General features: G+C 59.5%; 27 protein-coding genes and 1 pseudogene. 20 read left to right on the forward strand and 8 right to left on the reverse strand.

From position 1 onward, the window contains the following. The first annotated feature begins 130 nt into the window (after positions 1-130). The 14 genes from AC788_RS01885 to AC788_RS01950 all read left to right on the forward strand — a co-directional run bounded on the left by AC788_RS01885 (position 131) and on the right by AC788_RS01950 (position 13,611). The gene (locus tag AC788_RS01885; RefSeq protein ID WP_049858941.1) at positions 131-1,465 is read left to right on the forward strand and encodes an MFS transporter; all 1,335 of its coding nucleotides are present in this window, start codon (positions 131-133) and stop codon (positions 1,463-1,465) included. Between the two features lie 67 nt (positions 1,466-1,532). Beyond that, entirely contained in the window at positions 1,533-1,922 is a 390-nt protein-coding gene (locus tag AC788_RS01890; RefSeq protein WP_049858942.1) for a RidA family protein, read from the forward strand. Then, complete coding sequence (locus AC788_RS01895; protein WP_049858943.1) at positions 1,919-2,536, forward strand: RraA family protein; 618 nt, start codon at positions 1,919-1,921, stop codon at positions 2,534-2,536. The genes AC788_RS01890 and AC788_RS01895 overlap by 4 nt, the downstream gene beginning before the upstream one ends. Before the next feature lie 436 nt (positions 2,537-2,972). Continuing rightward, positions 2,973-4,211 carry an urea ABC transporter substrate-binding protein gene (locus tag AC788_RS01900; protein WP_049858944.1) on the forward strand — a complete coding sequence of 413 codons (1,239 nt, stop codon included), beginning with the start codon at positions 2,973-2,975 and terminating at the stop codon, positions 4,209-4,211. Between the two features lie 10 nt (positions 4,212-4,221). Further along, positions 4,222-5,091 (forward strand): ABC transporter permease subunit, encoded by an 870-nt coding sequence (locus tag AC788_RS01905; protein ID WP_049858945.1) that lies wholly within the window; start codon positions 4,222-4,224, stop codon positions 5,089-5,091. Beyond that, positions 5,091-6,122 (forward strand): ABC transporter permease subunit, encoded by a 1,032-nt coding sequence (locus tag AC788_RS01910; RefSeq protein ID WP_049858946.1) that lies wholly within the window; start codon positions 5,091-5,093, stop codon positions 6,120-6,122. Before AC788_RS01905 ends, AC788_RS01910 begins: the two co-directional genes overlap by 1 nt. Beyond that, a complete protein-coding gene (locus tag AC788_RS01915) occupies positions 6,119-6,844 on the forward strand; it encodes an ATP-binding cassette domain-containing protein (protein ID WP_049858947.1) in 726 nt (241 codons plus the stop codon). The genes AC788_RS01910 and AC788_RS01915 overlap by 4 nt, the downstream gene beginning before the upstream one ends. After that, positions 6,837-7,541, forward strand: coding sequence for an ABC transporter ATP-binding protein (locus AC788_RS01920; RefSeq protein WP_049858948.1), 705 nt, complete (start codon positions 6,837-6,839; stop codon positions 7,539-7,541). Before AC788_RS01915 ends, AC788_RS01920 begins: the two co-directional genes overlap by 8 nt. A 12-nt stretch (positions 7,542-7,553) precedes the next feature. Further along, complete coding sequence (locus AC788_RS01925) at positions 7,554-9,074, forward strand: amidase (RefSeq protein WP_049858949.1); 1,521 nt, start codon at positions 7,554-7,556, stop codon at positions 9,072-9,074. Next, positions 9,071-10,195, forward strand: a complete 1,125-nt coding sequence (locus tag AC788_RS01930; RefSeq protein WP_049858950.1) for a transporter substrate-binding domain-containing protein — start codon at positions 9,071-9,073, stop codon at positions 10,193-10,195. Before AC788_RS01925 ends, AC788_RS01930 begins: the two co-directional genes overlap by 4 nt. A gap of 16 nt (positions 10,196-10,211) precedes the next feature. Continuing rightward, positions 10,212-10,856, forward strand: a complete 645-nt coding sequence (locus AC788_RS01935; protein WP_049858951.1) for an ANTAR domain-containing response regulator — start codon at positions 10,212-10,214, stop codon at positions 10,854-10,856. Positions 10,857-10,877: 21 nt separating this feature from the next. Beyond that, the gene (locus tag AC788_RS01940) at positions 10,878-12,029 is read left to right on the forward strand and encodes an iron-containing alcohol dehydrogenase (protein ID WP_049858952.1); all 1,152 of its coding nucleotides are present in this window, start codon (positions 10,878-10,880) and stop codon (positions 12,027-12,029) included. Positions 12,030-12,178: 149 nt separating this feature from the next. Further along, a complete protein-coding gene (locus tag AC788_RS01945) occupies positions 12,179-12,814 on the forward strand; it encodes a hypothetical protein (protein WP_049858953.1) in 636 nt (211 codons plus the stop codon). Between the two features lie 14 nt (positions 12,815-12,828). After that, complete coding sequence (locus AC788_RS01950; protein ID WP_049858954.1) at positions 12,829-13,611, forward strand: DODA-type extradiol aromatic ring-opening family dioxygenase; 783 nt, start codon at positions 12,829-12,831, stop codon at positions 13,609-13,611. A gap of 66 nt (positions 13,612-13,677) precedes the next feature. Here AC788_RS01950 and AC788_RS01955 read toward each other — a convergent pair whose 3' ends face one another. After that, positions 13,678-13,968, reverse strand: coding sequence for a type II toxin-antitoxin system RelE/ParE family toxin (locus tag AC788_RS01955; protein ID WP_049858955.1), 291 nt, complete (start codon positions 13,966-13,968; stop codon positions 13,678-13,680). Continuing rightward, entirely contained in the window at positions 13,931-14,194 is a 264-nt protein-coding gene (locus AC788_RS01960) for a CopG family ribbon-helix-helix protein (RefSeq protein ID WP_043185612.1), read from the reverse strand. The genes AC788_RS01955 and AC788_RS01960 overlap by 38 nt, the downstream gene beginning before the upstream one ends. A 232-nt stretch (positions 14,195-14,426) precedes the next feature. Between AC788_RS01960 and AC788_RS01965 the strand changes: the two genes are divergently transcribed. Both AC788_RS01965 and AC788_RS01970 read left to right on the forward strand, forming a co-directional pair. Next, entirely contained in the window at positions 14,427-15,038 is a 612-nt protein-coding gene (locus AC788_RS01965; RefSeq protein ID WP_049858956.1) for a LysE family translocator, read from the forward strand. 1 nt (position 15,039) lies between these two features. Beyond that, positions 15,040-15,273: pseudogene (locus AC788_RS01970) on the forward strand (GNAT family N-acetyltransferase); the annotation flags it as partial. Between the two features lie 536 nt (positions 15,274-15,809). Here the strand turns inward: AC788_RS01970 and AC788_RS21145 are convergent. The 3 genes from AC788_RS21145 to AC788_RS01980 form a co-directional block, all read right to left on the reverse strand. Next, on the reverse strand, positions 15,810-17,273 hold the full coding sequence (locus AC788_RS21145; protein WP_152965680.1) for an ATP-dependent nuclease: 1,464 nt from the start codon (positions 17,271-17,273) through the stop codon (positions 15,810-15,812). Next, positions 17,270-18,454, reverse strand: a complete 1,185-nt coding sequence (locus AC788_RS01975) for a DUF262 domain-containing protein (protein WP_082223537.1) — start codon at positions 18,452-18,454, stop codon at positions 17,270-17,272. Before AC788_RS01975 ends, AC788_RS21145 begins: the two co-directional genes overlap by 4 nt. A gap of 518 nt (positions 18,455-18,972) precedes the next feature. After that, on the reverse strand, positions 18,973-19,407 hold the full coding sequence (locus tag AC788_RS01980) for a bleomycin resistance protein (RefSeq protein ID WP_049858958.1): 435 nt from the start codon (positions 19,405-19,407) through the stop codon (positions 18,973-18,975). Between the two features lie 172 nt (positions 19,408-19,579). Between AC788_RS01980 and AC788_RS01985 the strand changes: the two genes are divergently transcribed. After that, entirely contained in the window at positions 19,580-19,966 is a 387-nt protein-coding gene (locus AC788_RS01985; RefSeq protein WP_049858959.1) for a hypothetical protein, read from the forward strand. Positions 19,967-20,117: 151 nt separating this feature from the next. Next, on the forward strand, positions 20,118-20,705 hold the full coding sequence (locus AC788_RS01990) for a LysE family translocator (RefSeq protein ID WP_049858960.1): 588 nt from the start codon (positions 20,118-20,120) through the stop codon (positions 20,703-20,705). On the opposite strand, the gene AC788_RS01995 is transcribed toward AC788_RS01990, so the two are convergent. Beyond that, positions 20,656-21,507, reverse strand: a complete 852-nt coding sequence (locus tag AC788_RS01995) for a helix-turn-helix transcriptional regulator (protein WP_049858961.1) — start codon at positions 21,505-21,507, stop codon at positions 20,656-20,658. The two genes, AC788_RS01990 and AC788_RS01995, sit on opposite strands and share 50 nt — an antisense overlap. 147 nt (positions 21,508-21,654) lie before the next feature. On the opposite strand from AC788_RS01995, the gene AC788_RS02000 reads away from it, so the two are divergent. Further along, positions 21,655-21,879 carry a YgdI/YgdR family lipoprotein gene (locus AC788_RS02000; protein WP_049858979.1) on the forward strand — a complete coding sequence of 75 codons (225 nt, stop codon included), beginning with the start codon at positions 21,655-21,657 and terminating at the stop codon, positions 21,877-21,879. Here AC788_RS02000 and AC788_RS02005 read toward each other — a convergent pair. Beyond that, positions 21,857-22,771, reverse strand: a complete 915-nt coding sequence (locus tag AC788_RS02005; protein WP_049858962.1) for a DMT family transporter — start codon at positions 22,769-22,771, stop codon at positions 21,857-21,859. The two genes, AC788_RS02000 and AC788_RS02005, sit on opposite strands and share 23 nt — an antisense overlap. Positions 22,772-22,860: 89 nt before the next feature. Here AC788_RS02005 and AC788_RS02010 point away from each other — a divergent pair, with 89 nt between their 5' ends. Continuing rightward, positions 22,861-24,192: an aminotransferase-like domain-containing protein gene (locus AC788_RS02010; protein ID WP_049858963.1), complete on the forward strand. Its 1,332-nt coding sequence runs from the start codon at positions 22,861-22,863 to the stop codon at positions 24,190-24,192. Positions 24,193-24,203: 11 nt separating this feature from the next. On the opposite strand, the gene AC788_RS02015 is transcribed toward AC788_RS02010, so the two are convergent. Further along, positions 24,204-25,829 carry a methyl-accepting chemotaxis protein gene (locus AC788_RS02015; protein WP_049858964.1) on the reverse strand — a complete coding sequence of 542 codons (1,626 nt, stop codon included), beginning with the start codon at positions 25,827-25,829 and terminating at the stop codon, positions 24,204-24,206. Positions 25,830-25,987: the final 158 nt, after the last annotated feature.

Raw genomic sequence — 25,987 nt, forward strand, 5'->3', positions numbered from 1 at the left:
GAGAGTCCGTCGAGCCTCCGTTTCTATAACAAGTTTCACCCATAAAGCGCCCGGACGCGGGCGCCGCATCACTCGCTATCTGCCGCCCTAAACACATTCCGTTGTGCAACGGCTCATTTTGGAGACAGGCATGAACAGTTCTGCGTGCGCACCCGACTACCTGGCTACACCGCAAGCCCCGGTCAGCATGAGAAAGGTCGCTGTTGCCAGCGTCATCGGCACCACCGTCGAATGGTACGACCTATTCGTCTTCGCGACCGCATCGGCGCTGGTGTTCAACAAGATCTTCTTTCCCGCGTTCGACGCGCTGGTCGGCACATTGCTGGCCTTCGGCACCTTTGCCTCGGCATACGGCGCACGTATCGTCGGGGCAGCGCTGTTCGGCCATTTCGGCGACCGACTGGGGCGTAAATCGATGCTGCTGATCTCGCTGCTGGTCATGGGCGCTGCGACCTTCGCCATCGGTCTGCTGCCCGATTACGCCACCATCGGCATATGGGCGCCAATACTGTTGTTGACGTTGCGCATCATCCAAGGCCTGGCGCTGGGCGGCGAATGGGGCGGTGCGGTGTTGATGGCGGTTGAGCATGCCCCGGCGCATCAACGCGGCCTGTACGGTTCGTGGGTCCAGATCGGTGTACCGGCCGGCACCATGATCGCCAACCTGGCATTTCTGGCGATCGCCAGTTCACTGTCTACCGAAGACCTGCTGGCCTGGGGCTGGCGGATTCCCTTCCTGGGCAGTGTGCTGCTGATCGCCGTGGGCCTGTACATCCGACTGAACATCACCGAAACGCCTGCCTTCAACCAGGCCAAGGAGCGCGACCAAGAGGTCAAGGTGCCGCTGGCGGAAATCTGCCGCAAGTACTGGAAACAGGTGCTGCTGGGCGGTATCGCCACGATGTCCACCGGTTCGTCGTTCAACATCATCGTCGCGTTCGGCCTCACCTACGGCACCCAGACCCTGGGCTTCACCCGACCTGTGATGCTCAGCGTGGTACTGGCCTCCTGCGCCCTGTGCATCTTCCTGCTGCCGGCTTTCGGCGCGCTGTCCGACCGCTGGGGTCGCAAACCGGTGATCATCGGCGGCATCGTTGCCGAAGCCTTGGTGGCATTCCCGATGTTCTGGTTGATGGACACGCGCGAGCTGCCGCTGGTGTTTCTCGGCTACATGCTGCTGATGACGGCGTTCGCCGCCAACTATGGCCCCATCGCCACGTTCCTGGCCGAACTGTTCGGCACCAAGGTGCGTTATTCCGGGCTGTCGGTGGCCTACATGCTGTCTGGCCTGCTGGGCAGTGCGGCAACGCCCATGGTCACTACGGCGCTGCTGAACTGGACCGGCAAGGGCTCGTCGGTGGCCTGGTACCTGATCGGGTCCGCGTTGCTGTCGCTGATCGCCTTGTTGCTGTTGACCGAAACCTTCAAACGCGACCTGACCACCGCAGGGCCCAAGTCCAACTAAGCCAATGTCTGGCCCCGTGCAGGTGGCCAGGCAATTCTTTTCCAACCCGTGCTCAACGAGGTATGACATGAAGCGCATAACTGCCGCCCCAGGCACGATCGGTCCGGTCGGCCCGTACTCGCAAGCGGTGATCAGCGGCAACCTGGTGTTCACCGCCGGGCAGATTCCCGCTCGTGACGATTTCGATTCACAACCTGCCGACTTCGAGGATCAGGTTCGCCAGACCTTGCGCAACCTCGAAGCGATATTGATCGCCGCAGGTTCGGACTTCGAACATGTAGTCAAGGTGAACGGGTACTTGACCGATCCGGCGCAGCTGGAACCCTTCAACCGTGTCTACACCCAGGTGCTGGGCCATGCGCCACCAGCGCGGACCACCGTGTGCGTGTCGCTGTGGGGCGTGGCGCTGGAAATCGACTGCGTCGCCGAACTGATCGACAAAGAGGCAACGGCATGAGTGATGAACAGCAACTCGAAGCAAAACTGCAGCAGGTGAGCTTTGCGACCTTGGGGCATTTTCTCGAAGAAGGCTTTGTCAGCTACGCCATCGCCTCGCAGCTGAGCGGCGTCAAAGTGATCGGCCGAGCACGCACCCTCAAGGTCGCGAACGCCGATGCCCTGGCAGTGAATCAGGCCCTGGTCGACCTGCGACCCGGTGAGGTACTGATCATCGATATGCAAGGCGACCACCACCACGCCTGCGTCGGCAGTGTCACCTGCTGCGCCGCCATGGCAAAAGGTGCTCGGGGTCTCATCGTCGACGGCGTGGTCACCGATATCAATGAGCTGCGCACCGCCGGCCTGCCTGTCTTCGCCCGCGGTACCAGCCTCTTGACCACCAAGTTGCGAAGCGATCCCACCAGTGCGCAGAACGTGACCGTGCAGTGTGGAGGCGTCAGCGTCAGCCCAGGCGACTGGGTACTGGGGGATGACAATGGCCTGCTGATCACCACTGCTTCGGCATTGACGGCGGTCATCGACATTGCTATGGCCAGCGATGCTGCGGAACCTGCCCTTTTGCAGCGTCTGAAGAGCGGTGAGCCTGTCGAGAACGTATTGCGCTTGAGCTGATCGGCCCAACACATTCGTGTTACTTGGGTAGGCTGCCCTGCACGTTTTGAGTGCAGGGTTCCCAACTGAGTGCACGGCTGGTTATTGTACTTGCCGCTTGCCAGAGTAAATTTCAAGTCTGAACAATGGTTTACCTGCAATGGCCTGATACTTGCTCTGCATATCGGGTCACTCCCCACGTGACACCAGTTTCCCCCAGCGCCCCCGCGCCCTGGGTGGCCCGGCCCCAACGATGCGGCTGCGGTTCACAAGCGAAACGCTCGACACCCCGTTCAGCCGACAGCGTCGTCGGTCACGTGAAATCAGGCCCCACCTTCCCTCGCCTGCATTTCATCCAGCCCCACTCCTCCCCTTTTCCGTTTGCACGGCGGCCCGTTCGGCTGTCCGCGATCGGGCAGGCGATGGCATGACGGGGCTGGTTTCAGGAGCACTGAGCATGGCTATCAATCGTCGTACCTTCCTGCGTTCGTCCGCCATTTCCGCTGCCGCATTGTCGGCGTTGAGCTTCAAGAGCCTGTCGGCCTTCGCCGCCGACGACGCGATCAAGATCGCCTCGCTGTACGACAGCTCGGGCGGCCTGGACATCTATGGCAAGCCGATCGTGGATGCACTGACGTTCGCCACCGAAGAGCTGAACGCCCAGGGCGGCCTGCTCGGCCGGCCGCTGAGCCTGATCAAGTACGACACCCAGTCCAACATGCAGCTGTACGCCCAGTACGCCCAGCAGGCGGCGCTCAAGGATCGGGTGGCGGTGGTGCATGCGGGCATCACCTCCGCCTCCCGTGAAGTGGTGCGTCCGGTGCTGGACCGCTACAAGACGCTGTACTTCTACGACAACCAGTACGAAGGCGGCGTGTGCGATCGCAACTTCTTCGGCACCGGCGTGACCCCAGGCCAGACCGTGGAGAAGCTGGTGTCCCACGTGACCCAGAAGTGGGGCAAGAAGGTCTACATCGTCGCGGCGGACTACAACTACGGGCAGATCGTCACCGCCTGGGTGAAGAAGTACGTCGAACAGGCTGGTGGGTCGAGCGTGGGGATCGAGTTCTTCCCGCTAGACGTGACCAACTTCGGCGCCACCATCTCGAAGATTCAGGAAGCCAAGCCGGACTTCGTCTGGTCGGCTCTGGTCGGCGGCGCTCACATGTCCTTCTACCGCCAGTGGAAGGCTGCCGGCATGACCGGCAAGCTGCCGATCGCTTCGACCACCTTTGCCGGGGGCAACGAGCACATCGTGCTCTCGCCCGAAGAGTGCAACGGCATCCTGATCTGCCAGAACTACGTGCAGGAACTGCAGACCCCGCTCAACACCGCGTTCGTCGAACGCTTCCACTCCCGCTTCGGCGCCGACTATCCGTACATCACCGAACTGGCGATGGGCGCCTATCAGGGCATGATGCTGTGGGCCGAGGGCGTTCGCCAGGCCGGTTCGATCGAGCGCATGGCGGTCATCGAAGCGCTGGAGAAAGGCATCAGCCTGGACCTGCCCAGCGGCAAGGTCAGCATCGACCCGGCCACCCACCATTGCATTCTGGATGTGCACATCGCCGAGGTGCGCGATCGTCGCCTGGAGGTGGTGCAAAGCTTCGCCCAGCAGGCCCCTTCGGACACCGCCGCGGTCTGCGATCTGGTCAAGAACCCGCGCGATGCCAAGCAATACAGCATCGCGCTGTAAGGAGACGGACATGGATTGGGCCGCGATTTTTTCCCTGCAGATCGTCGGCGCCATCGCCACGCTGGTGCTGCTCAGCATCGGTCTGGCGGTGGTGTTCGGCATGATGAAGATCATCAACCTGGCGCATGGAGAGTTCATGATGCTCGGCGGTTACGTCGCCGTCCTGGCAACCCACCACCTGCATGTGCCGATCTGGATCTCGATCCTGGTGCTGGCGCCGCTGACGGTGGGCCTGTTCGGCATGCTGGTCGAACGCTTGCTGATACGCCACCTGTACGGCCGCATGATCGACACCATGCTGGCCACCTGGGGCTTGAGCCTGGCGTTGACCGGCACGGCGACCATGCTGTTCGGCAACACCACCGTGGGCATCAGCTCACCGTTGCCGGGCATCACCCTGGGTGCCTATCAAACCAGTGGCTACGGGCTGTTCGTCATCGCCGTGGCCGTGGCGGTGTTGCTGGGGATGTGGGCGCTGCTGCGCTTCACCCAGTTCGGCCTGTGCGCCCGGGCGACCATGCAGAACGCCAAGATGGCCGCCGCCCTGGGCGCCAACCCCGGACGCATCTACAGCCTCACCTTCGGCTTAGGCGCGGCCTTGGCCGGGCTCGGCGGCGCGGTCCTCGCACCGCTCACCGGGGTGATCCCGACGCTGGGCGCCAGCTACATAGCCAAGGCCTTCATCACCGTGATCGGCGGCGGCAGCGCCGTCATCACCGGCACGCTGAGTGCGGCCGGTGCGTTCGGCGTCATCAACCAGGTGGTGACCTTCTTCAGCACCCCGGTGTTCGGTGAGGTGGCCCTGTTGCTGGCCGCCATCGTGTTGATCCGCGTGTTGCCTCAGGGCATCACCGGTCGGTTCTTTCGGAGGGCGTTCTGATGCCTGTCGCATTTCGTGATCTGCTGCCGGTGCTCGGCTGCGCACTGGCCGCCGTGCTGGTCGGCGTTCTGCCGTATTGGCTGGACCTGTTCACCCTGCTCTCGCTGACCATCTACCTGGTCATGGCCCTGCTGGCGCTGAGTCTGGCGTTCATCTGGGGTTTCGGTGGCATCCTGTGTTTCGGGCAGGCCGCGTTCTTCGGCCTGGGGGCCTATGCCTATGCGGTCGGTGTGCTGAACATCGGCGACAGCACCTGGCCGGTATTGCTGGCCATTGCCGTGCCCGCCCTGTTCGCTGCGGCCATGGGCTACTTCATGTTCTACGGTGGCATCAGCGATGTGTACCTGGGCGTGATCACCCTGGCGGTGACGCTGATTCTGTTCAACGTGATGAACTCCACCTCGGGCAGCGAATACCACATCGGCAGTGCGCTGCTCGGCGGTTTCAACGGCATTCCGGCGATCCCGACGCTCAACGTGCCGTTCGATCCCGAGCGTGTACTGGAGCCCGAAACCTTGTTTCAGGTGATCGGCGGCGCCTTGATCCTCTGCTACCTGGGCCTGCGCGGACTGCTCGCCAGTCGCTTCGGCAAGGTGGTAGTGGCCATCCGTGAAAACGAGCAGCGCGCCGGTTTGCTCGGCTATGACACGCGCCTGCACAAGCTGATCGTCTTCAGCCTGGGCGGCGGCATCGCTGGCCTGGCCGGGTGCCTGTACGCCAACTGGGGCGCGTTCGTCAGCCCGGGTGTGTTTGGCCTGGCGCAGTCGGCGCAGATCATCATCTGGGTCATCGTCGGCGGTCGCGGTACCTTGTTCGGGCCGATCCTGGCCTGCATCGGCCTGCAGGCGCTGATGGCGCGCCTGGGAGAACAGCAGACGGTGGACAGCGGCCTGGTATTGGGTGCGATTCTGCTGACCTTCGTCATGCTGCTGCCGCGTGGCTTGCTGCCCAGCCTTGGCACGTTGGCCGGGCGCGTGTTCAAGCGTCGTCCCGCTTCCACCAGCGCCGTGCCACAGGAGGGCGCCGTATGAGCGTGCTTCTGCAAACCCAAGGTCTGGGCGTCAGTTTCGGCGGCGTGCACGCCGTAAAAGCGGTGGATTTCACCCTGCACCGCGGTGAACTTCGCTGCCTCATCGGTCCCAACGGTGCCGGTAAAAGTACGTTCTTCAAACTGCTCAGCGGGCAGCTGAAGCCGACCCACGGCAGCTGCCACTTTCAGGCCGAGCTCATCAGCGGCCTACCGCCGCACCGTATCGCGCGCCTGGGCATCGGCATCAAGACGCAGACACCCAGTGTGTTCGACGGCCTCGATGTACTGGAAAACCTGCGCCTGGCCGCCAGTCGCAACCAGAGCGCCGCGCAGGCCCGGCAAACCGCCGAGCAGACGCTGCAACGCATCGACCTGAGCGAACACCGCCACCGTCTGGTGGGCGACTTGGCCCACGGTCAACGGCAATGGGTCGAGCTGGGCATGATCCTCGCCTCGAAGCCGACCCTGGTGCTGCTGGACGAGCCCGCTGCCGGCATGACCTATCAGGAAGTGCGCAAGACCGCCGCCCTGATCAAGGAGATCAACGCGCACAGCACGGTGGTGGTGGTCGAGCACGACATGGAGTTCATCCGCCTCATCGCCGGCACGGTCACCGTGTTCAACCAGGGCGCGGTGCTGGCCCAGGGCAGCTTTGCCGAGGTGACTCAGAATCCGTTGGTGCGCGAAGCCTATCTGGGCAAACAGGAGATCAAACATGCTTGAAGTCAATGGATTGTGTTCCGGCTACGGGCGCGTGCCGGTGCTGCGCGACATCGCTCTGCGCGGCGCCACCGACAGCTGCATCGGCGTGCTCGGCCGTAACGGCATGGGCAAGACCACCCTGCTACGCGCGCTTATCGGCGAGCTGCCGGCGCTGTCGGGCAGCGTGCAGTTCGCAGGCCAGGACCTGAGCCGCGCTGACGCCAGCCAGCGGGCACGGGCCGGCATCGGCTACGTGCCCCAGGGCCGGCAGATTTTCCCGTTCCTGACCGTCGGCGAAAACCTGCGCATGGGCTGCGTGAAGCACTTCGCCGACGCCCCGGCCACCATCGAGCGGATCCTGGCGTATTTTCCACGTCTGCAACGGCTGCTCGACCAACCCGGTGGCGCCTTGTCGGGCGGCGAACAGCAACTGCTGGCCCTGGCGCGCTGCCTGTGCGGCAACCCGAAGCTGATCCTGCTCGACGAACCCACCGAAGGCATCCAGCCCTCCATCTGCGACGAGATCATCGAAACCCTGCAACGCCTGCGTCGCGAACAAGGCCTGGGCATCATTCTGGTGGAACAGGACATCGACTTCCTGACGGCGCTGGCCGATCGCATCCTGATCATCGAGAACGGCCAACTGGTCGATGAAGTCGACCCCGCCAGCACCACCGCCGAAGCGCTTGCCGAGCGCTTCATGGGCTTTCATTCCTGAGGATTCATCGTCATGTCCATTCAACGTCCCACCCAGGCTGAGCTTGCCGAAACCGGCCGCCAGCTGGGTCTGCACCTGCAAGCACCGTTACTCGAGCAATACGCCGACATCCTCGAAGCCGTCTGGCAGGACTATGACCGCCTCGACCAGTTGCAGCCTGCCAGCGTCCCGCAACGCTACCCCAGAAGCGCCGGGCACCTGCCGACGCCTGCGCAGAATCCCTACAACGCCTGGTACGTGCGCACCGATCTGCATGGGGCGGCGGGCGGCAAGCTGAGCGGCAAGCGCGTCGCCCTCAAGGACAACATCTGCCTGGCCGGGGTACCCATGATGAATGGCGCCTCGACCCTGCAAGGGTACGTGCCGGACGTCGACGCCACCGTGGCCACACGTGTGCTCGACGCTGGCGGCAGCATTCTGGGCAAGGCCCACTGCGAGTTTTTCTGCGTGTCGGGCAGCAGTCATACCAACGCCACTGGCGCGGTGCACAATCCGCGCAATCCGGGTCACTCGACCGGAGGATCGTCTTCGGGCTGCGCCGCGCTGATCGTCGCGGGCGAAGTGGACCTCGGCATCGGCACCGATCAAGGCGGTTCGGTGCGCATTCCGGCGGCCTATTCCGGCATCTACGGGATGAAGCCGACCCACGGGCTGGTGCCCTACACCGGCATCATGCCCATCGAAATGACCCTGGACCACGCCGGCGTGATGAGCGCTACGGTGGCCGACAATGCCCTGCTGCTCGAAGTGCTCGCCGGTGCCGACGGCCTGGATCCGCGCCAGGATCGGCAGATGCCAGTGCAGGCCTACACCCAGGCGCTCGGCGCGGGTGTTTCGGGGCTGCGCATCGGAGTGGTCCGCGAGGGCTTCGGCCACGCCAATTCCGAAGCCGATGTCGACGCTGCAGTGCGCCGTGCCGCCGGTCTGTTCGCCGAATGGGGCGCGCAGGTGGAAGAGGTTTCCATCCCCCTGCACGCGCTGGGTCATGCCATCTGGACGCCAATTGCCGTGGAAGGCACCACGCAGCTGATGCGCGGCTACAATTACGGCTCCAACTGGAAAGGCTTGTACGTGGAGAGCCTGATGCGCGCGCAACAAGACTGGCAGCAGCAGGCCGACGCGTTCCCCCATGACCTGAAGACCTGCCTGCTGGCAGGCCACTATGCCCACCAGCGATTCGGTGGCCTGTACTACGCCCGGGCACAGAACGCCGCGCGCCAGCTGCGCGCCGCCTACGACGAGCAGTTCGCCCGCTACGACCTGCTGCTCATGCCGACCGTGCCACTCAAGGCGCCGAAACTGCCGGCCGCCGATGTCACGCCCGCGACCTGGGTCACCCGCGCCCTGGAAATGAATGCCAATACCGCCCCGTTCGATGTCACCGGCCACCCGGCCATGTCCATCCCCTGCGGGCTGGCGGCAGGGTTGCCCGTGGGCCTGATGCTCATCGCCCGTGATTACCATGAGGCGACTCTCTACCAGGCCGCGCATCACTTCGAACAGCACATCGACTGGGAAAGCCTGAGCTCATGAACGGCGACGATTACAAGGTAGGCCTGCTGTTCTCCCGCGCCAGCCTTACGGCGGCGTCGGAAACCGCACAGGCCAACGCCACCCACCTGGCCATCGCCGAGGTCAACGACAGCGGCGGGATCAACGGCCGCCGCGTGACGGCCATCGACGGCGACCCCGGCGCCGATCCGAACGATTACCGCGACAGCGCGCTGCACCTGTGCGACCACCATCAGGTGCAGGTGCTGTTCGGCACGCACATGTCGAGCACGCGCAAGGTCGTGCTGCCGGTGGTCGAAAGCCGTCGGCGCTTGCTGTTCTATCCAACGCTGTACGAAGGTTTCGAATACTCGCCGTACTGCTTCTACACCGGCTCGGCCCCCAACCAGAACTCGCTGCAACTGGCCCGCTACGTCCTGCAGACCTATGGCGGGCGCGTGCTATTCGTGGGCGGTTCGTATGTCTACCCCTACGAATCGAACCGCATCATGCGTGAGCTGTTCGAGCAGGCGGGCGGCGAGATCGTCGACGAGATCTACCTGCCGTTCCACGCCACCGCAGAGGACTTCGAGCGGGTCATGCAAAGGGTGCGCGAGACCGCACCCGACGCCATCTATTCGACCATCGTCGGCAGCGACATTCCCTCGCTGCACCGGGCCTACCACCAGGCGGGTTTCGATCCTGCACGCATGCCCATCGTCAGCCTGGCCACCAACGAGGTCGACGTGCAGGCCATGACCGACGAAGAAGCCGAAGGCCACATTTCGGCCGCACCTTGGTTCTCGACGTTGCAGACGCCCGCCAGCCAGGCGTTCGTCAGCCACTATCGCGCGCGCTTCGGCGACGGGGCCGCCATCACTGCCGGCGCCGAGGCCGCCTATTTTCAGGTGCACCTGTTCGCCCAGGCCGCGCGCCGCGCCGCCGACGATTCGGTGCAGGCCCTGCGCGAAGCCCTGGCCGGCGCTCGCTTCGATGCGCCTCAGGGCACGGTGCAGATCGACCCGCAGACCCAGCACACCTGGCTATGGCCCCGCATTGCCCGGCTCGACGACCGACGCCAGTTCCAACTGGTGCTGGAAAGCGCCGAAGCGGTGCCGCCAAGCCCCTACATGGTCGACTACCAGATGGACGCACAGCCATGAACTGCCGGAGGCCGAGATGACCAGCGCGCCGTCCCTGCTGCGCGAACTCAAGGGCCTGCGCGTGCTGGTGATTCACCCCCAGGACGGTGAGGCCCGCATCGTCCTCGACCAGTTGCAGCGCATCGGCTGCATCGTCGAACAGCGCTGGCCGGTGCCCACGACCTTACCCGAAGCGGTCGACGTGGTGTTGCTGGCCGTGGAACTCAGCCAGCGCAGCAACACGCAGATACTGGTGGAAAGCCTGAGCGAACAGGCGCCGCCGATCATCGCCGTGGTCGGCTACGAGAACCCGTCGATGCTGCAACTGGTGCTGGAAACGCAACCGGCGGCGGTCATCGAACGGCCCTTGCGGCCGTTCGGTCTGTTGACCCAGTTGCTGATGGCGCGCGCCGCCTGGCGGGCGCGCATCGACATGCTCGCCGAGCTGCGCAAGCTGCAAAGCCGGCAGCCGGCGGTGTCGAAGATCTCCATGGCCAAGGCGCTGTTGATGGCCCGCCATCGAATCGGCGAAAACGATGCCCACCGGCGCCTGCAACGCGAAGCCATGACGCGCCGGACCAGCATGGAAGCCATCGCCCGGCAGATCATCGATGCCGATCCACCGGCCGAACCCGAACAACCGCCGCCCCGGCCTGGTGCGGAAAACAGCTCCCCCCCATGACAAGAATACGAGGTTAACCCCATGCAAGGATTCACCTTCAGCAGCACTGCCCACCTCATCTGCGCCACCGGCAGCGCCGCCGGCCTGGCCGAACAATGCGCCAGCCGCGGCGCCCGGCGTGTATTGCTGGTCACCGACGCCGGGATCCTCAAGCATGGCCTGCTCGACAGCGTGCTGCCGGGCTTCGCCAGCGCCGGTATCGAATACGCGGTGTACAGCGATGTGCTCGCCGACCCGGCGGAAGCGTTGGTGCTGGCCGCCACCGAGCAGGCACGGCGCATGAACGCCGACCTGATCGTCGGCTTCGGCGGCGGCAGCTCCATGGACACCGCCAAGCTGGTCGCCTACCTGGCGCACCCCGCACAGCGACAGGGCCTGAGCGACATCTACGGCGTGAACCAGGCCACCGGCCCGCGCCTGCCGTTGATTCAGGTGCCCACTACTGCAGGCACCGGATCGGAAGTCACGCCCATCTCCATCGTCACCACCGCCACCGGCAAATCCGGCGTGGTGGCGAACCAGCTGTTGCCGGACCTGGCGATTCTCGACGCCCAACTGACCATCGGTCTGCCCGGCCCGGTGACGGCGGCCACCGGCATCGACGCCATGGTGCATGCCATCGAGGCCTACACCAGCAAACACCGCAAGAATCCCCTCTCCGACCTGCTGGCACGTGAAGCCTTGCGCCTGTTGGCGGCCAACCTCGAACGCGCCGTCAACACGCCGCACGACCTGGAAGCCCGCCAGGCCATGTTGCTGGGCGCCTGCCTGGCTGGGCAGGCGTTTGCCAACGCGCCGGTCGCCGCCGTGCACGCACTGGCCTACCCGCTGGGCGTCAGCTTCCACCTGCCCCACGGCCTGTCCAATGCATTGGTCCTGCAGCAAGTGCTGCGTTTCAACCTCTCCGCTGCCCAGAACCTGTACGCCGAACTTGCCCCCGTGCTGCTGGGCGAACGCCTGCGATCGGGCGATGCGGCCCAGCAATTCATCGACGAATTGCTCAGGCTGCATCAAGCCACCGGCCTGCCGCTGCGCCTCAGCGAAGCCGGCGTGACCCGCGAAAGCCTGCCGGAACTGGCCCGCAGCGCGATGCTGCAGCAACGGCTGCTGGTCAACAATCCGCGCGAGGTCAGCGAAGCCGATGCGCTGGCGATCTATACCGCCGCGTTCTAAATCCTCGGCAAACAGCGCGCCGTGGCAGGGCGCGCTGTCCATCGCATCAAATACATCGATGTTAACTATCGTTAAACAACGCTTCACATTCCCCTTGCCAGACGCTTAGATGCGCGACTTATAGACATAGTCCCGCTCTGGAGCTTCACGTGTACGCCCGCCCCGATTTGAAATACCCGCTCCTGTTCGCCCTGGCCAAATGTTCGGTTGCCGTTTTGTGTTTTGCCATGGTGTGGCTGGACATTGCCGTGTTTCATACAGAAATTCTGGAAATATCGTTCACCGAGATCACCCAGGAACTGATGCTCGCGCTGTGCGCCCTGCTCTTTTGGACCGCCCCGGGAACCGGCCGCAAAGGCGGCTTCGAATTTCTCGCTGCGGGCTTCTTCGCCTGCCTGCTGACCCGCGAGCTGGACGGCTTGTTCGACCCCATCAGCCACAGCGCCTGGCTGTGGCCTTTTCTGGCCATCGCTGCGGTGGCCATCGGTAACGCGATAAGCGCCAAGCACAGACAGCAAACTGTCCAGGCGTTGGGCGCGTTCATACGTACCCCGACGTTCGCCGCGTTGGCGACGGGCTTCGCGGTACTGATCTTTTCCAGGATCTTCGGCATGGGCTCGTTCTGGCATCAGGTCATGGGCGACAGCTACCAGCGCCTGGCCAAAACCACCGCCGAGGAAGGCGTGGAACTGCTCGCCTATGGCATCTGGCTCTGCGCCAGCTTCGAGTACTGGGTCAAATGCCGGCTTGCTGAAAGCTGGAGTCCTCAAACCGCAACCTCTTGATGTGGAGCCCGCCGATGACCATTCCATCGCCCGTACTGTTCGTTTCCCATGGCTCTCCCATGTTCGCGGTCCAACCTGGCCCTGCAGGCAAGCACCTGGCCGAGTTGGGGCGTGAGCTGACACGGTCTCAGGCCATCGTCATCGTGTCCCCGCACTGGATGACCCGTGGCGAGATCGGCGTGACCGCAAGCGCAGCTCCCGCCACTATTCATGACTTCGGCGGCTTCCCCGACGCGCTGTACAAGATTCAATACCCGGCGTCCGGCGCACCGGCCCTGGCAGCGCAGATCGTCGACATGCTCAAGACCGCCGGCTGGAGCGCCCGCCTGGATGCCGATCGGGGTCTGGACCATGGCGCCTGGGTACCCCTGCTCTACCTGGCGCCAGCCGCGGACATCCCGGTGATCCAGGTTTCCATGCCGGCGTCGCTCGACACCCGCGAGGCGTGGAAGCTGGGCCAGGCGCTCAAACCATTGCGCGACATGAACGTGATGATCGTGGCCTCGGGCAGCCTGACGCACAACCTCTACGAGTTCCGCGGCGCCACGCCCCACGGCGCTCAATACGTCAAGGATTTCGCCGCCTGGACGGCCAAGACCCTGGCCTCGGGCAATCTGGAGTCGCTGCTGGACTACCGGCAATACGCACCTTCGGCCGAGCGTGCACACCCCACGGATGAGCACTTCCTGCCCCTGTTCATCGCCGTCGGCGCGGCGGGTGAACAGTATGAAACGCGGGTGATCGAAGGTGGCGTGGAGTATGGGGTGTTGGCGATGGACAGTTATTTGTTTACGTAGGGAGGCGAGCACCAGATGCACGCGCGACCAACAGAGTGACCAACACTACTGAAATGGACGTCTTTGTTACCACTCCTCAGGGCGCTCTGCATGCTGGTGCAAAATTCGATACACCAGAATGACATTGCCTTTCAGGGTGTAGATCGCACGGTAGGGATACCTCGCGAAGATCAGCTCCCTGCAATCGGGAATGCCCGATGCCTTGCCCAGTTGGGGAAACGCCTCCAACTGGCTCAGGCTATCCAACATCTGAAAAATGGTTTCTTCTGCTTTTTCGGGTCCTCTGAGCGCTTCGTGGTGCTCATAAATCCCGTCAAGATCACTTGCCGCCTTGCTGGTTAATGCGACTTTCGGCACGCGCCACCCACTTAGCCTTCACGGCATCCAAATCGACCAAGTTGCCTGCCTCTGCATCAGCAATGCCTTCTGCTACCGCACGAAAATGCCACGACTCGGATTCCACATAGCGGGCCAAAGCACGTTTCAAATGGTATTGGCGATCTCTATCAGTGGCTTCGGCGAGCTGATCGAGCTGATCGATCAGCTCTGCTTCCACACGGAAAGAAAGAACGGGCGAACCCATGGCAGTACTCCTGACATAACTGTTTACGCTGTATACATCTGCGCATAGCGTAAACACTACCCTCGCTCCCCTTGTTAAGCAACCCTCCGGGTCTGAGCAGAAGACCGGTCGCACCTGCAAAAGGCCAAGTGGCTGTGAGTGTGTACTGGTGAATTCAACATTGTCTGTACAGTATCGCTGGCCGGGTCGTGAGGTACTTTCACTTCTACAACATTCCAGAGACCATACGGACATGCTCATCGACCTGCTGCCTGCCTTCGCCCTCTTCGCTCTGGTGTCCTCCATCACCCCCGGCCCGAACAACACCATGCTGCTGGCCTCGGGGGTGAATTTCGGTTTCCTGCGCACCATTCCCCACGCCCTGGGCATCAGCCTGGGGTTCATGCTGCTGGTGCTGGCGGTCGGGCTTGGCCTGGGTGAGATCTGCACCGCCGTGCCTTGGACCTATACTGCCCTGCGCTGGATAGGCGCGGCCTACCTGCTTTACCTGGCATGGTGCATCGCCACCTCAGGCAGCGTGAGCGAAGCAGGAGGCCAGGACAGCACGCCCATGACGTTCCTCGGCGCCGCCGCCTTCCAATGGGTCAATCCCAAGGCCTGGGTAATGGCGGTCGGCGCCATCACTACCTATGTGCCGGCGCAGGGCTACGTCTACAACGTGATGGTTATCGCTGCGGTGTTCGCACTGGTCAACCTGCCCAGCGTGTGCGTCTGGGCCGGCTTCGGCAGCGTCTTGCGCAACGTGCTGCGAGTACCGCGCTGGTTGCGACTGTTCAACTGGAGCATGGCGGCGTTGCTGGTGCTGTCGTTGTATCCGCTGCTGCAAAGCCCGGCGCCGGTGTGAGATGCATATTCGACTGACTGAAACAGCGGATTGGATGCTGTTGAAACACACACGGCTTGCGGCCCTTTTGGACACGCCGACGGCGTTCGGCGTGAGCTATCAGACTGCGGCTCAGTACACTGACGAGCAATGGAAAGAGCGAGCGTCGTCCGCTGGAACAGCATTTTGGCTGGCGTTCGACAAGGACCGACCGATTGGGATGGTGGGTGCAGCCGTTGGTGGTGAAGGTCGACATCAGCGTTGTGCGTTTGGTAAGGCGCTGGTTGCATGGGCGCCTTTGGTCAGCGATGTACAAGAGTGATGTCGAATAACGTATCCCCACTATTGGATCACTCGGACTAATTGAGGCCTTCGAAGGTTTCTTATTCGAACGAGCCCAGATCGGGATTAAAGAGTGTTTATGATATACATGCTTTTACAAAACCGTCGATTTGACTTAATAGATCAACTTACTGCAATCATCTTTACTTGAAAAAGCGATGCGGTAGCGCTTCCCTAAGACAGATAAGCCTACCGGTGATTTACAAAGTCAACCATCGTTCAAAAACCTCATACGACCGGTAAATTAATTGACTACCACAGCAGACTTGATTAATCAAATTGAGCACTCCAATAACTATAGGCTGAAGGCTGAAGGCTGAAGGCTGAAGGCTGAATATCTAACCGGATAAATTTACAATTAGCGGAGAAATCGGAGCCGACTCCTATAAAACTTGAATCTACGCCCGATTTCCTCACACGCCTACCCAGACAACACTATTGAGCGAATAGCTATCGTCTAGAACCAAAAAAAGCTTCACCTGCTTCCTTCGAGAATGCTTCTAGTGCAGCTGAATTATCATCTACCCAGACATCACACACAAACGAAAAAACCCTATTAAAGTCCATCCCTAAAACTCCTCCTACCAGATGAAAGTAATCATGGAAATCTGATCCGGCTGCGGTAGCTTTCGCTTGGACAACTAAAGTTTCAGGCCTCATTAGAAGTCGAGAGATTTCCAAGGAGGATTTACGCTTAAAATAAATCATCATCAACTCATCTGGAGGCTTATCGCCGGGCAAGAAAAGATGCTTACCTCCTTTAGGTACGGGAATTTTTTTTGTTCGACAATCACCATCGTACACCCCTGCAAACAACCATCCTTTTTGAGCCGGGGCCAAGCGCTTGATATCTGTCGTTACCTCACTTTCCGATCCGGAATTGTGATAATAGAAATTACCTACAGAAAACTCTTTACTTTTGTTAAATAAAGACTTAACAAATATAATTCCACATACATCTTCCAAAAATAGCATGCCGAGCTTGGGTACCACCAAGCCTAAATTTTCTATATGCGAGACATCTCCGTTAGAGACTGGATAGATAGATACCCCGTTTTCTGAACGTAGCAGGAGATGCATTGCTGTCGAAGGCATGCGACTTAGAATGTGTTCTGAATGAGTTGAAAGAACCAAGCTAAACCCCTGAGTGGCACACGTCATTGCTATCAAGTTAGCTAGGCGTGTCTGGCTAGCAGGCGGCAAAAAACTTTCTGGTTCTTCCACCAATAGAATCTTATGCCCGTCAACACGTTCCATATAGCTCACGAGCCACCAAAAATAAAACAGTGAAAGCTCTCCCATCCCCATTGAAGAGCTCTCATATTTGATATCACCCAACTGCACACTAAAATAAGGAAAAGCAGGATAATGATCAAACTCCCCTTCAATAGTAGTAAATACTATGTTTGAGTACTCATTTCCTGTCAAATAATTTATGAGCTTGAGCTCTTCGTCATTTGCAGTACTCTGTCCATGCTGCTCTATTAGCTCGAAGAAATTTGACTGCTCTGACAGCATTTGCTGAAATAGCGGAATCAAAGTGCACGGGTCGAACATGAAGGATGTTATTCCAACATCCATCGTTTCATCGGGAACAACGTGTAGCTTTCTCGTGGCTGTGTGCGCCTCTACTTGAAAGTCCAGTTCAATCTTTGCTTTACTGATTAATGGCGTCGAAAAAGCTATACGATTGCTTTCCTCTGCAATTAAACAATTATAAAGCAATCGCATCAGATTACTTTTGCCAACTCCATTTCTACCGACGAATATATTAACCCCCCCTAAAAGATCAAAATTTCTTTTCTCGAAGACCTCATGATCCAAAATCCGAAGCTGATTTAATTTAACGGTGTAGTTTCGCCGGGCGAAGTTTTTCCAATGGTCATCTATTTTAGCCTCCTTTAATACAATCACAATTCATCCCCCCAGCGCAGATCGCGGGCTACTTTACTCAAAGACCCCTCACTAATGCCTTGATCATGCTTTGAGTTAAGATAGTAAAAATTTTTATGAAGCTCCAATAGTGACTTATCTTGCCAGATTTCCTCCGGATAAAAAGACACATACATACCCCAAAGAATCATATCTCGAAATATCACAGAACTCGTATCAGCGACTCGAGAACTAGCTCGATCTTGATAAATCTGCATAACCTTCAACAAAAATGCATGAGTCATGCCAGTGGGAATTGAATCCTTCTGAATAACATATTCATGATTTTCACGCAGGTATTCAAACTGAGAAAAAAACTCTACGACTGTATATGGCTTTAAGCCTATTCGGATTGCGCGATATATGAATATCAACCAAGACGATATCGTCGCCTTATTCAACTTACTAGGATACTCTCTACTTGCCAAGCAATCACCTAGATTCTGTAAGCACTTCATTGAAGCTTGAATCATATCATTGGAGAAACCTGTTGACTCTCTGTATCGACTTGTAACAGTGTTCGCCGTAATTTTTTTCGTCAAAGCCCCACTTTCTAAGGTGAGCAAAAACTTCGCTAGGATATCGTCATACGCCATTCGCGAGTTTGAAAAACCCATAAGCTCTCGACTAAAACCGCTCTCCTCCATAAATTCAGTGAGATTTTTAACTTGCTGGCGGGCCTCGCCGAAATAGGCATTTCTTTGTTCTGCGGATGTGAGATTTGTAGGCTGATTTAGACGATAAAAAAGTTCACCTGGCTCTCGGGGCTTGTAGTCAGATATGGTCAGAACCCTTATTGTAAAATCTTCAAACTTCCCCCGTATTTCTTCACTGAGATCTTCCCAAAACAATCCATCCAGCTCAAGTATAGATCTCTCTATAGGTTCCTGCTCACCATTTATCGGAAATGAATTTTGCATAAAGTCTCTAATCGCAGCTAATCGCTGCTGTCCGTCCAGAACCTCTTGACGCTCACTGTTTGGAACTTGTATCACATGAATCGGCGGAATATGCCAACCCCTGAGAACGCTATCCACTAGTCTTTGTTTTTTTCCTTTGCCCCAGACTTCACCTCTTTGGAAATTTGGCTGGAGATCAAGCCGTTCAGCTCGTATCTTTCGATAAAGCGTTGCAATATCTGGATCAGAAGGAGTTAAGTGCATAATTACAAACCTTTATTGGATTTCGACAAGACTAGCAAATTTTTTGAAAAAAGCAAAAGTTTATCACATTGACTTTTAGAGCACCGGCTTTATGGACGCATTTCAACTGGCCTATATGAGATGATTTCCAAGACCTAGATATCCGCATAGAACCCCATAAACTTCAGCCCTAAACGGCAATATCAACTAAGAGCCAGCAATATAGCAAAAGCAAAAGCAAAAGCAAAAGCAAAAGCAAAATGCGACTGTTTGCTCATCATAGGCGGTTCATGCATCCATTTGCTACCTGACGAGTGTCATGGGGCGAACAACTAGGCTCATGACTGTCGTCTATCACCCTTCCAAGGGTGGAAGACGGCAGAAATGGGTCGCTTTCCGCCCTTGGCTACAAGCACCAATCGGCCAAAAGCCGTCCCGTACCGCTCAAATTCGACCTGGACTGGCAATCAAAACTCAAACCTGTGTCTCCCGGTTAGTTCGCTTCGAATCTGCCAATGCATACGTACACTCGATCACATTTACCCAAGCGAAGCGATACGTCGCTGCCTCAAACGCTCAACCAGTCTAATTAGATACCCATCAGGATCTTCCACGATGAACTCTCGCTGCCCAACCTCGCCGTCGTCCACCCGATACCAAGTGTCCGCACATTCGCGGTAAAGCGCGTATCCGGCTTGGCGAAGTTTGTGAATGATCGGCGCGACGGCGACGACATCGATCTGCAGATTGATCCCCCTTCCAAAAGGCTTGCTCAACGGCGCAGTGAGCCATTGGCCGGCGTCCGGATCTGTCTGCTCGAGCATCACTTGAGCGCCGTTCAGATCGAGGTAGGCAAAGCCATCCTCTGGACGTTGATAAGCCACTTCGAAACCCAGGCAAAACACCCAGAACGCCAAGCTGGTATTCAGGTCAGTGACCATCAATTCAGGGACCAGCTTGTTACGTTCTAGCATGATGAATTCCTTTTCAGCGGGGCTTGAGCTTGGGTAGCTCATCAGGGTATCAGGCCTAGTGCCTGTGCCGCGAAGGTGAACTGCCGACAGCGCTGGCCCTCCCTCGGGAACCGGTCGATGTACCTTGCGGCCTAACCCTACCGACACCCACCGGCCCACACTGGATACACTCATGAAATACAGCATCCTGGCTTCGCTACTGGTTTTGAGCCTGAACGCCTCGGCCGCTCAACAGAGTCTTGACCTGCCCAGCTGCAACATCAAAGCCCAACGCGAACTGGTGGGCGAAACAGGCGGAAAGATCACCGACCCCCGACAAGCCCACATCTCGGTTCGAGCCAACATTCTGAGTGCGGACATCGGAACCACGCGAAAAGCCCGCAAGATTACCCAAGCTGAAGCCGACCATATGATCGAGCGCGTTGAGACCATCCGTCGTCAAACCGACCAATTCGTACAACAGCAAGGCTTTCTGAGCGCTGCAGAAAACGCCAGTTTCGACAGAGAGTTCGACAGCATCGCCCTAAAGCTTTGCAAATCGGAAAATCCGATCAAATGAAGTGGGTCTCCCTTTCAGGATGAGATACGTCCAATTCACAACCCAGCAAATCAACCGTTCACACCCCACCCCCCAAGGGCGATTTCCTTCAATACGGGCCCAGCAATGATCTTTACCGTCAGTGCTCCGTTACCCGTATTGAAGGTGCCTGATGAGTATCGTCGTTTCCATGGCCGTTTTTGCGCTGGCCTCCTCCATAAGCCCCGGCCCGGTCAACCTTGTCTCCCTGAGCTGTGGCGCACGCCACGGAGTGCGGGCCGCCCTGCCCCATGTCACGGGAGCGACCCTGGGGTTCATTCTGCTGCTGTTGCTCATCGGCCTGGGACTGCACGAAGTGCTGAACCGCTGGCCATGGCTGACCCAGGTCATTCGCATCGCTGGCGTGATCTTTCTGCTGTACCTGGCCTACAGGCTGGCAACCAGTGATGGTCGAGTGGACTCCGTGCAGGCGCAAGCGCGCCCCTCTGCCTTCACGGGCGCGCTGATGCAATGGCTCAATCCGAAGGCCTGGCTAGCGTGCCTTGCGGGCATGGGCGCGTTTGTCGCCGATGGCGATGTGCGGATGGTGTGGGTCTTCGCGCTGGTCTATCTGGTGGTCTGCTGGCTATCCCTGGCCAGCTGGGCCTGGGCCGGTGCTTCGTTGCGGGAGTATTTGAACAGCCGCACCAGAATGCGCGGCTTCAATCGGGTCATGGCCGCGCTGCTCGGGGGTTGCGCCGTGTATCTGCTGCTTGAGTAGGCACGCCGCGATATTGCCCGGGCGTGGTCGCCAGGGCGCGCTTGAACAAGCGCTGCAAGTGCGCCTGATCCGCGAAGCCCACGCGCGCGGCGACCTGGGCAATGCCCTCCCCCTGGCGCAAATGGTCGCGGGCAAGTTGGAGGCGACAGTCGATCAGGTAACCATGAGGCGTGAGCCCATGGCACGCCTTGAAGGCACGGATCAGGTAAGAAGGCGACAGCTGTACGGCTGACGCGATGTCCTCCAGACGCAACTCACTGGCGCAATGTTCGCGGATGAATGCCGCTGCCTGGGCCATTTTTTGCGGCTCACACCGGGCGTCATTACTAACAGGTTGCAGCCTTGCTATCAGTCGCTGGAAAAACCTCAGCGCCGCACCCTGCATGATGTTCGGCGTGCAGTCGTCGGCGGTGAGCGTGTGGTACAGATCGTCCAAATCGTCGAACAGGCTGACGTCGGCGCTATAGGTTTGCGCAAAAGGCACGAAGCCTTTTTGTGTACCAGAACGTTGTTGCTGTTGCAGCGCCGCAAGCCACTGGGCATCCACGTAGAACATGCGGTATGCCCAGGGCTGTTCATGGACGGGGTTGCAGGCATGCACTGCACCGGGGTTCATGAGTACTACACTTCCGGCGCCGATCAAACGACTACTGTCGCCATTGAGGTAAGTACTTTGCCCCTGCGTAATCGCGCCAATCGAGAACGTCGAATGTGAATGGCGCGCGTGGCTGAAACGGCGACCGTCTTCGACGTTGCGGATTTCCAGATGCGGAACCGCGGGATGCCGCCAGTAGTGGGACATAGGTCCTCCAGTCACGCGACGTGAATGTATCCGATTGCTCTGGGCGGACCATCGACGAGCCGGCCGTTCTGGAACTCGGACAAGGCATGAGCATCGAACTCTGTGTTTACGCAGATAACTTCGCACATCCAGAACAAGGTCGACTTCATGAAACTGAAAACTTTTTACTATGGCGCTGCGTTTCTGTGCGCCGCCACGTTGGCCGGTTGCTCCACCAACACCGTCGTCACGTTGCAGGATGGCACACAGTACATCACCAAGGATGTACCTGACACCAAAACGAAAGATGGCTTCTATGAGTTCGAAGATGTTTCGGGCAAGCAGGTAAGAATCAAGGCGGATGAAGTCGCTACCGTGAAGGAAGAGGATTGATCCGGCCATAACGCCTGGCGCCGGCGACACACAGGATCACCGCAACGGTGACGCCGAACATGCCGAGGCTGACCTGTTCGTGCAGGAGTGCGGCGGCCAGCGCCAGGCCAAAGAACGGTTGCAGCAACTGAAGCTGCCCGACCGCTGCGATGCCGCCCTGCACTAGGCCGCGATACCAGAACACGAAGCCGATCAGCATGCTGAACAGCGACACGTAAGCCAGGCTCAGCCAGGCCGGGGTGCTGATGCGTGAAAACGACACGGGCGCTAACCATGCCGTCAAAGGCATCACGACCGGCAGCGACAACACCAGCGCCCAGCAGATCACCTGCCAACCACCCAATGCTTTGGAAATTTTTGCCCCTTCGGCATAGCCGAGGCCGCAGGCAAGAATGGCCAAAAGCATGAGAATGTCGCCGGTCGGCGAGGCGGTCAGTCCCTGGCTGACGGCCAACCCGACGACCAGCAGACTGCCCAGCACCGAGAAAAACCAGAACGCCGGCCGAGGACGTTCGCCACCGCGCAGGACACCGAACGCGGCAGTGGCCAGCGGCAGCAGGCCGACGAACACGATGGAATGGGCCGACGTTACGTATTGCAACGCCAAGGCCGTCAGCAGCGGGAAACCGATCACCACGCCCATCGCCACGATGATCAACGACGGTATCTGCCGACGAGCCGGTCGCCTTTGCTTGAACAGCAAGAGCAGGCACAGCGCGAACACGCCGGCGATGGCTGCCCGCGCCACGGTCAGAAAGACCGGGTCGAATTCCAGCACCGCGATACGCGTAGCAGGCAGCGAACCGCTGAAGATCAATACACCGATGAGGCCATTGATCACACCGCTCGCGGGTTTCTCTGTTGCCATATTCTGGTTAGAGGTGCGTTCCATTATGTATCCACTCCGCGCCGAGTTGCGTGCAGCGCATCCTATGACCGACTATCACGACAATCAAAAAATTGTCATGGATACATTTCGAGATGGCTGGCTCCCGGTACAAGTCGTTGGTGGACACCTTTGCAGCCGATATCCGCGCCGGGCGTTTGCCGCCGGGTACGCGTTTGCCGACACACCGCCAACTTGCGGCCACCCATGGCTTGGCCCTGGTCACTGCCAGCCGGGTCTACGCGGAATTGGAAGTCATGGGACTGGTCAGCGGGGAAACCGGGCGCGGGACGTTCGTGCGCGAAACGTCGTTGCCGCCCGGACAAGGCATCGATCAGCCGGACGTTGCTGCGGGCGTGATCGACCTCAACTTCAACTATCCAGCCATGCCAGGGCAGGCCGACCTGTTACGCGGCGCCCTGCGCCAACTGGCGCTGTCCGGCGACCTGGAAGCTCATTTGCGCTATCAGCCACATGCGGGGCGCTTGCACGAACGGGCTTCCATCGCTCGTCATCTGCTCCAACGTGGCGTCAAGGTCGATGCCGAGCAGATTCTGATTGTCAGTGGCGCCCAACACGGTCTGGCGGTGAGCCTGATGGCGTTGCTGCAACCGGGGGACGTGATTGCGGCCGATGCACTGACCTATCCGGGGTTCAAGCTGCTGGCCAAAACATTGCACCTTGAAGTGGTGCCCATTCCTGTCACGGCCAAAGGACCGGATCTGGATGCCCTTGCCTCGCTCTGCCGCCGTCGTCCGGTGCGCGCCGTGTACACCATGCCCACATTGCATAACCCATTGGGCTGGGTGCTGCCTGCCGATCAGCGCGAGCGCCTGGTGGCGACCGCCCGTGCGCATGATCTGATAGTCATCGAAGATGCGGCCTATGCGTTTCTGGCGCAGGATCCGCCGCCGCCGATCATCGAGTTGGCGCCTGAAAGAACCCTTTATGTGTCGGGGTTTTCCAAGAACATCGCCACTGGATTGCGCGTCGGCTACGTCGCAGCGCCGATGGACCGATTGGACGCCTTGAAGCGCACGGTCAAGGCCACGACCTGGAACACACCCGGCGTCATGACGGCCATCACCTGCGCCTGGCTCGACGATGGCACGGTCGCCGCACTGGAAACGCAAAAACGCGCAGATGCCCGAGCCCGGCAGGCGTTGGCCGACTCGCTGCTGTCAGGGTTGCCCGTGATACGTCATCCCGCTTCGTACTTTCTGTGGCTGCCGCTGGCGGAGGACGCAAGAGCGGACCAAGTCACCCTGGAGTTGATGCGCGAACACGTGTCGGTTTCGACGGCCGAGCCGTTCTGCACCTCGGCTCATGTCCCTCATGCCATACGGCTGGCGCTCGGTTCGGTGAGCATGGAGACCCTGCGTGAAGCGCTGACCACCGTAAAGCGGGTGGTCGGAGCATACATCTGATCTCGGTTCACTCAGGTACGAAAACGAGACACGAGGTCGTTCAACTCGACCGCCAGACGCGACAGCTCGTGGCTCGCCGCATTGGTCTGCAGGGCGCCGGCCGCAGACTGCGCGGACAGGTCACGAATGGCGACCAGGTTGCTGTCCACTTCACGGGCGACCTGAGCCTGCTCTTCAGCGGCACTGGCGATGACCAGATTGCGTTCATTGATCTGGCCGATGGCAGCAAAGATGTCTTCCAGTACCGCGCCGGAGGCTTGAGTGATTTCCAGAGTCCCTTGCGCGCGCAGGGTGCTATCGCGCATCGAGTCGACAGCTTGCTCGGCGGTGGTCTGCACGCTGCCGATCATCTGCTCGATCTCGCGGGTGGACTCCTGAGTGCGATAGGCGAGCGTGCGCACTTCATCGGCGACCACGGCAAAGCCGCGCCCCGCCTCACCGGCACGGGCGGCCTCGATGGCGGCATTGAGGGCCAGCAGGTTGGTCTGCTCCGACACCGCACGGATAACGTCCAGTACCTTGCCGATGTTGCGCACTTCGCCGGCCAGGTGCTGGATACGCTCTGCGCTGCCTTGGATTTCAGTTGTCATCAACTGAGTACCGGCGATGTTTTCGCGAACCTGTTGACGGCTTTTCTCCGACAGCGTGTTTGACGCTGTCGCCGCTTGCGAAGTGGACACGGCATTGCGCGCGACTTCTTCGACGGCGCTGGTCATCTGGTTGACTGCAGTGGCGGCTTGTTCAAGTTGCATGTCCTGTTGCTGCAGGCCACGGTTGCTTTCTTCGGTCACCGCGTTGAGCTCTTCGGCCGCCGAGGCCAGTTGGGTCGCGGAACCGGAAATCAGGATCAAGGTGTTGCGCTGGCTGGCTTGCATGCGCTGAAGCTCGACGAACAAGTCACCGATCTCGTTGCGGCCCGGGGCCACGACCTCCTGGGTCAGGTCGCCGTTGGCGATGCGTTTGAAATGCTCACCGGCTTCACGAAGCGGGCGCAGTACACGGCCGGAGATGAACATCCAGCAAATCACCGCGAGCGCCAGCGTGATACAGGCCAGTGCCACGGATAGCCGCTTGGCGGTTGCCAGGCGGTCACTGGCGTCCTGGTTGATCTCAGCGGCACGGGCATCCAGGGCACCGACCAGATTCACCCGGATTTCCTGAAGCTTGGTCATACCCTTGCCAGCGCTGATGTTGACCACAAAATACTGGTCCGCCGAGCGTGCGCGGGTGGCGGCGCGCTGGCCGACGATGGCGGTGCCGTACTCGGCGAACGCGGCCTTCAAGTCGTCGGCGAGCGCTTGAAGTTTCGGGTCGCGAATATCGGCCGTCGAGGTATTGAGTTTGGCAATGGCATCGTTCCAGATGCCTTCACTGCGCACCAGCCGGGCTTCCGCATCCTCGAATCGACCGCCCACGGTTTCGATGAAGGCCGATGACACATTGGCACTGGTACGGATGGCCAACAGCAGCGAATTGTTGATACCGTCAATCTGTTGTGAAGTATGTCTGAGCTCGTCGACCTGGTCGTAGCTGCGCACCGCCGATGACCAACTGTTGACGATCGAGAACATCAGCGCGATGACGAATAACACCAACACGCCGATCATGCCTGTGCGGACTTTCAAGTGGGCGAACATGGAGAAGCTCCGGACTGCGAATAGATTGTTGTAATACGCTATCCACGCCAGGCGTTGAAACTTGAGCGGCTTGCAGAGAAGCTGGGCGATCAGCGCACAGTTTGGTGCAAGCTAGCCCTGTATTTTTTGAGTTCGCTCTTGGCACAGGTTCATTCGCC

Origin of the sequence: Pseudomonas sp. RIT-PI-a (genome assembly GCF_001187875.1) — a bacterium.
Taxonomy (GTDB): domain Bacteria; phylum Pseudomonadota; class Gammaproteobacteria; order Pseudomonadales; family Pseudomonadaceae; genus Aquipseudomonas; species Aquipseudomonas coleopterorum.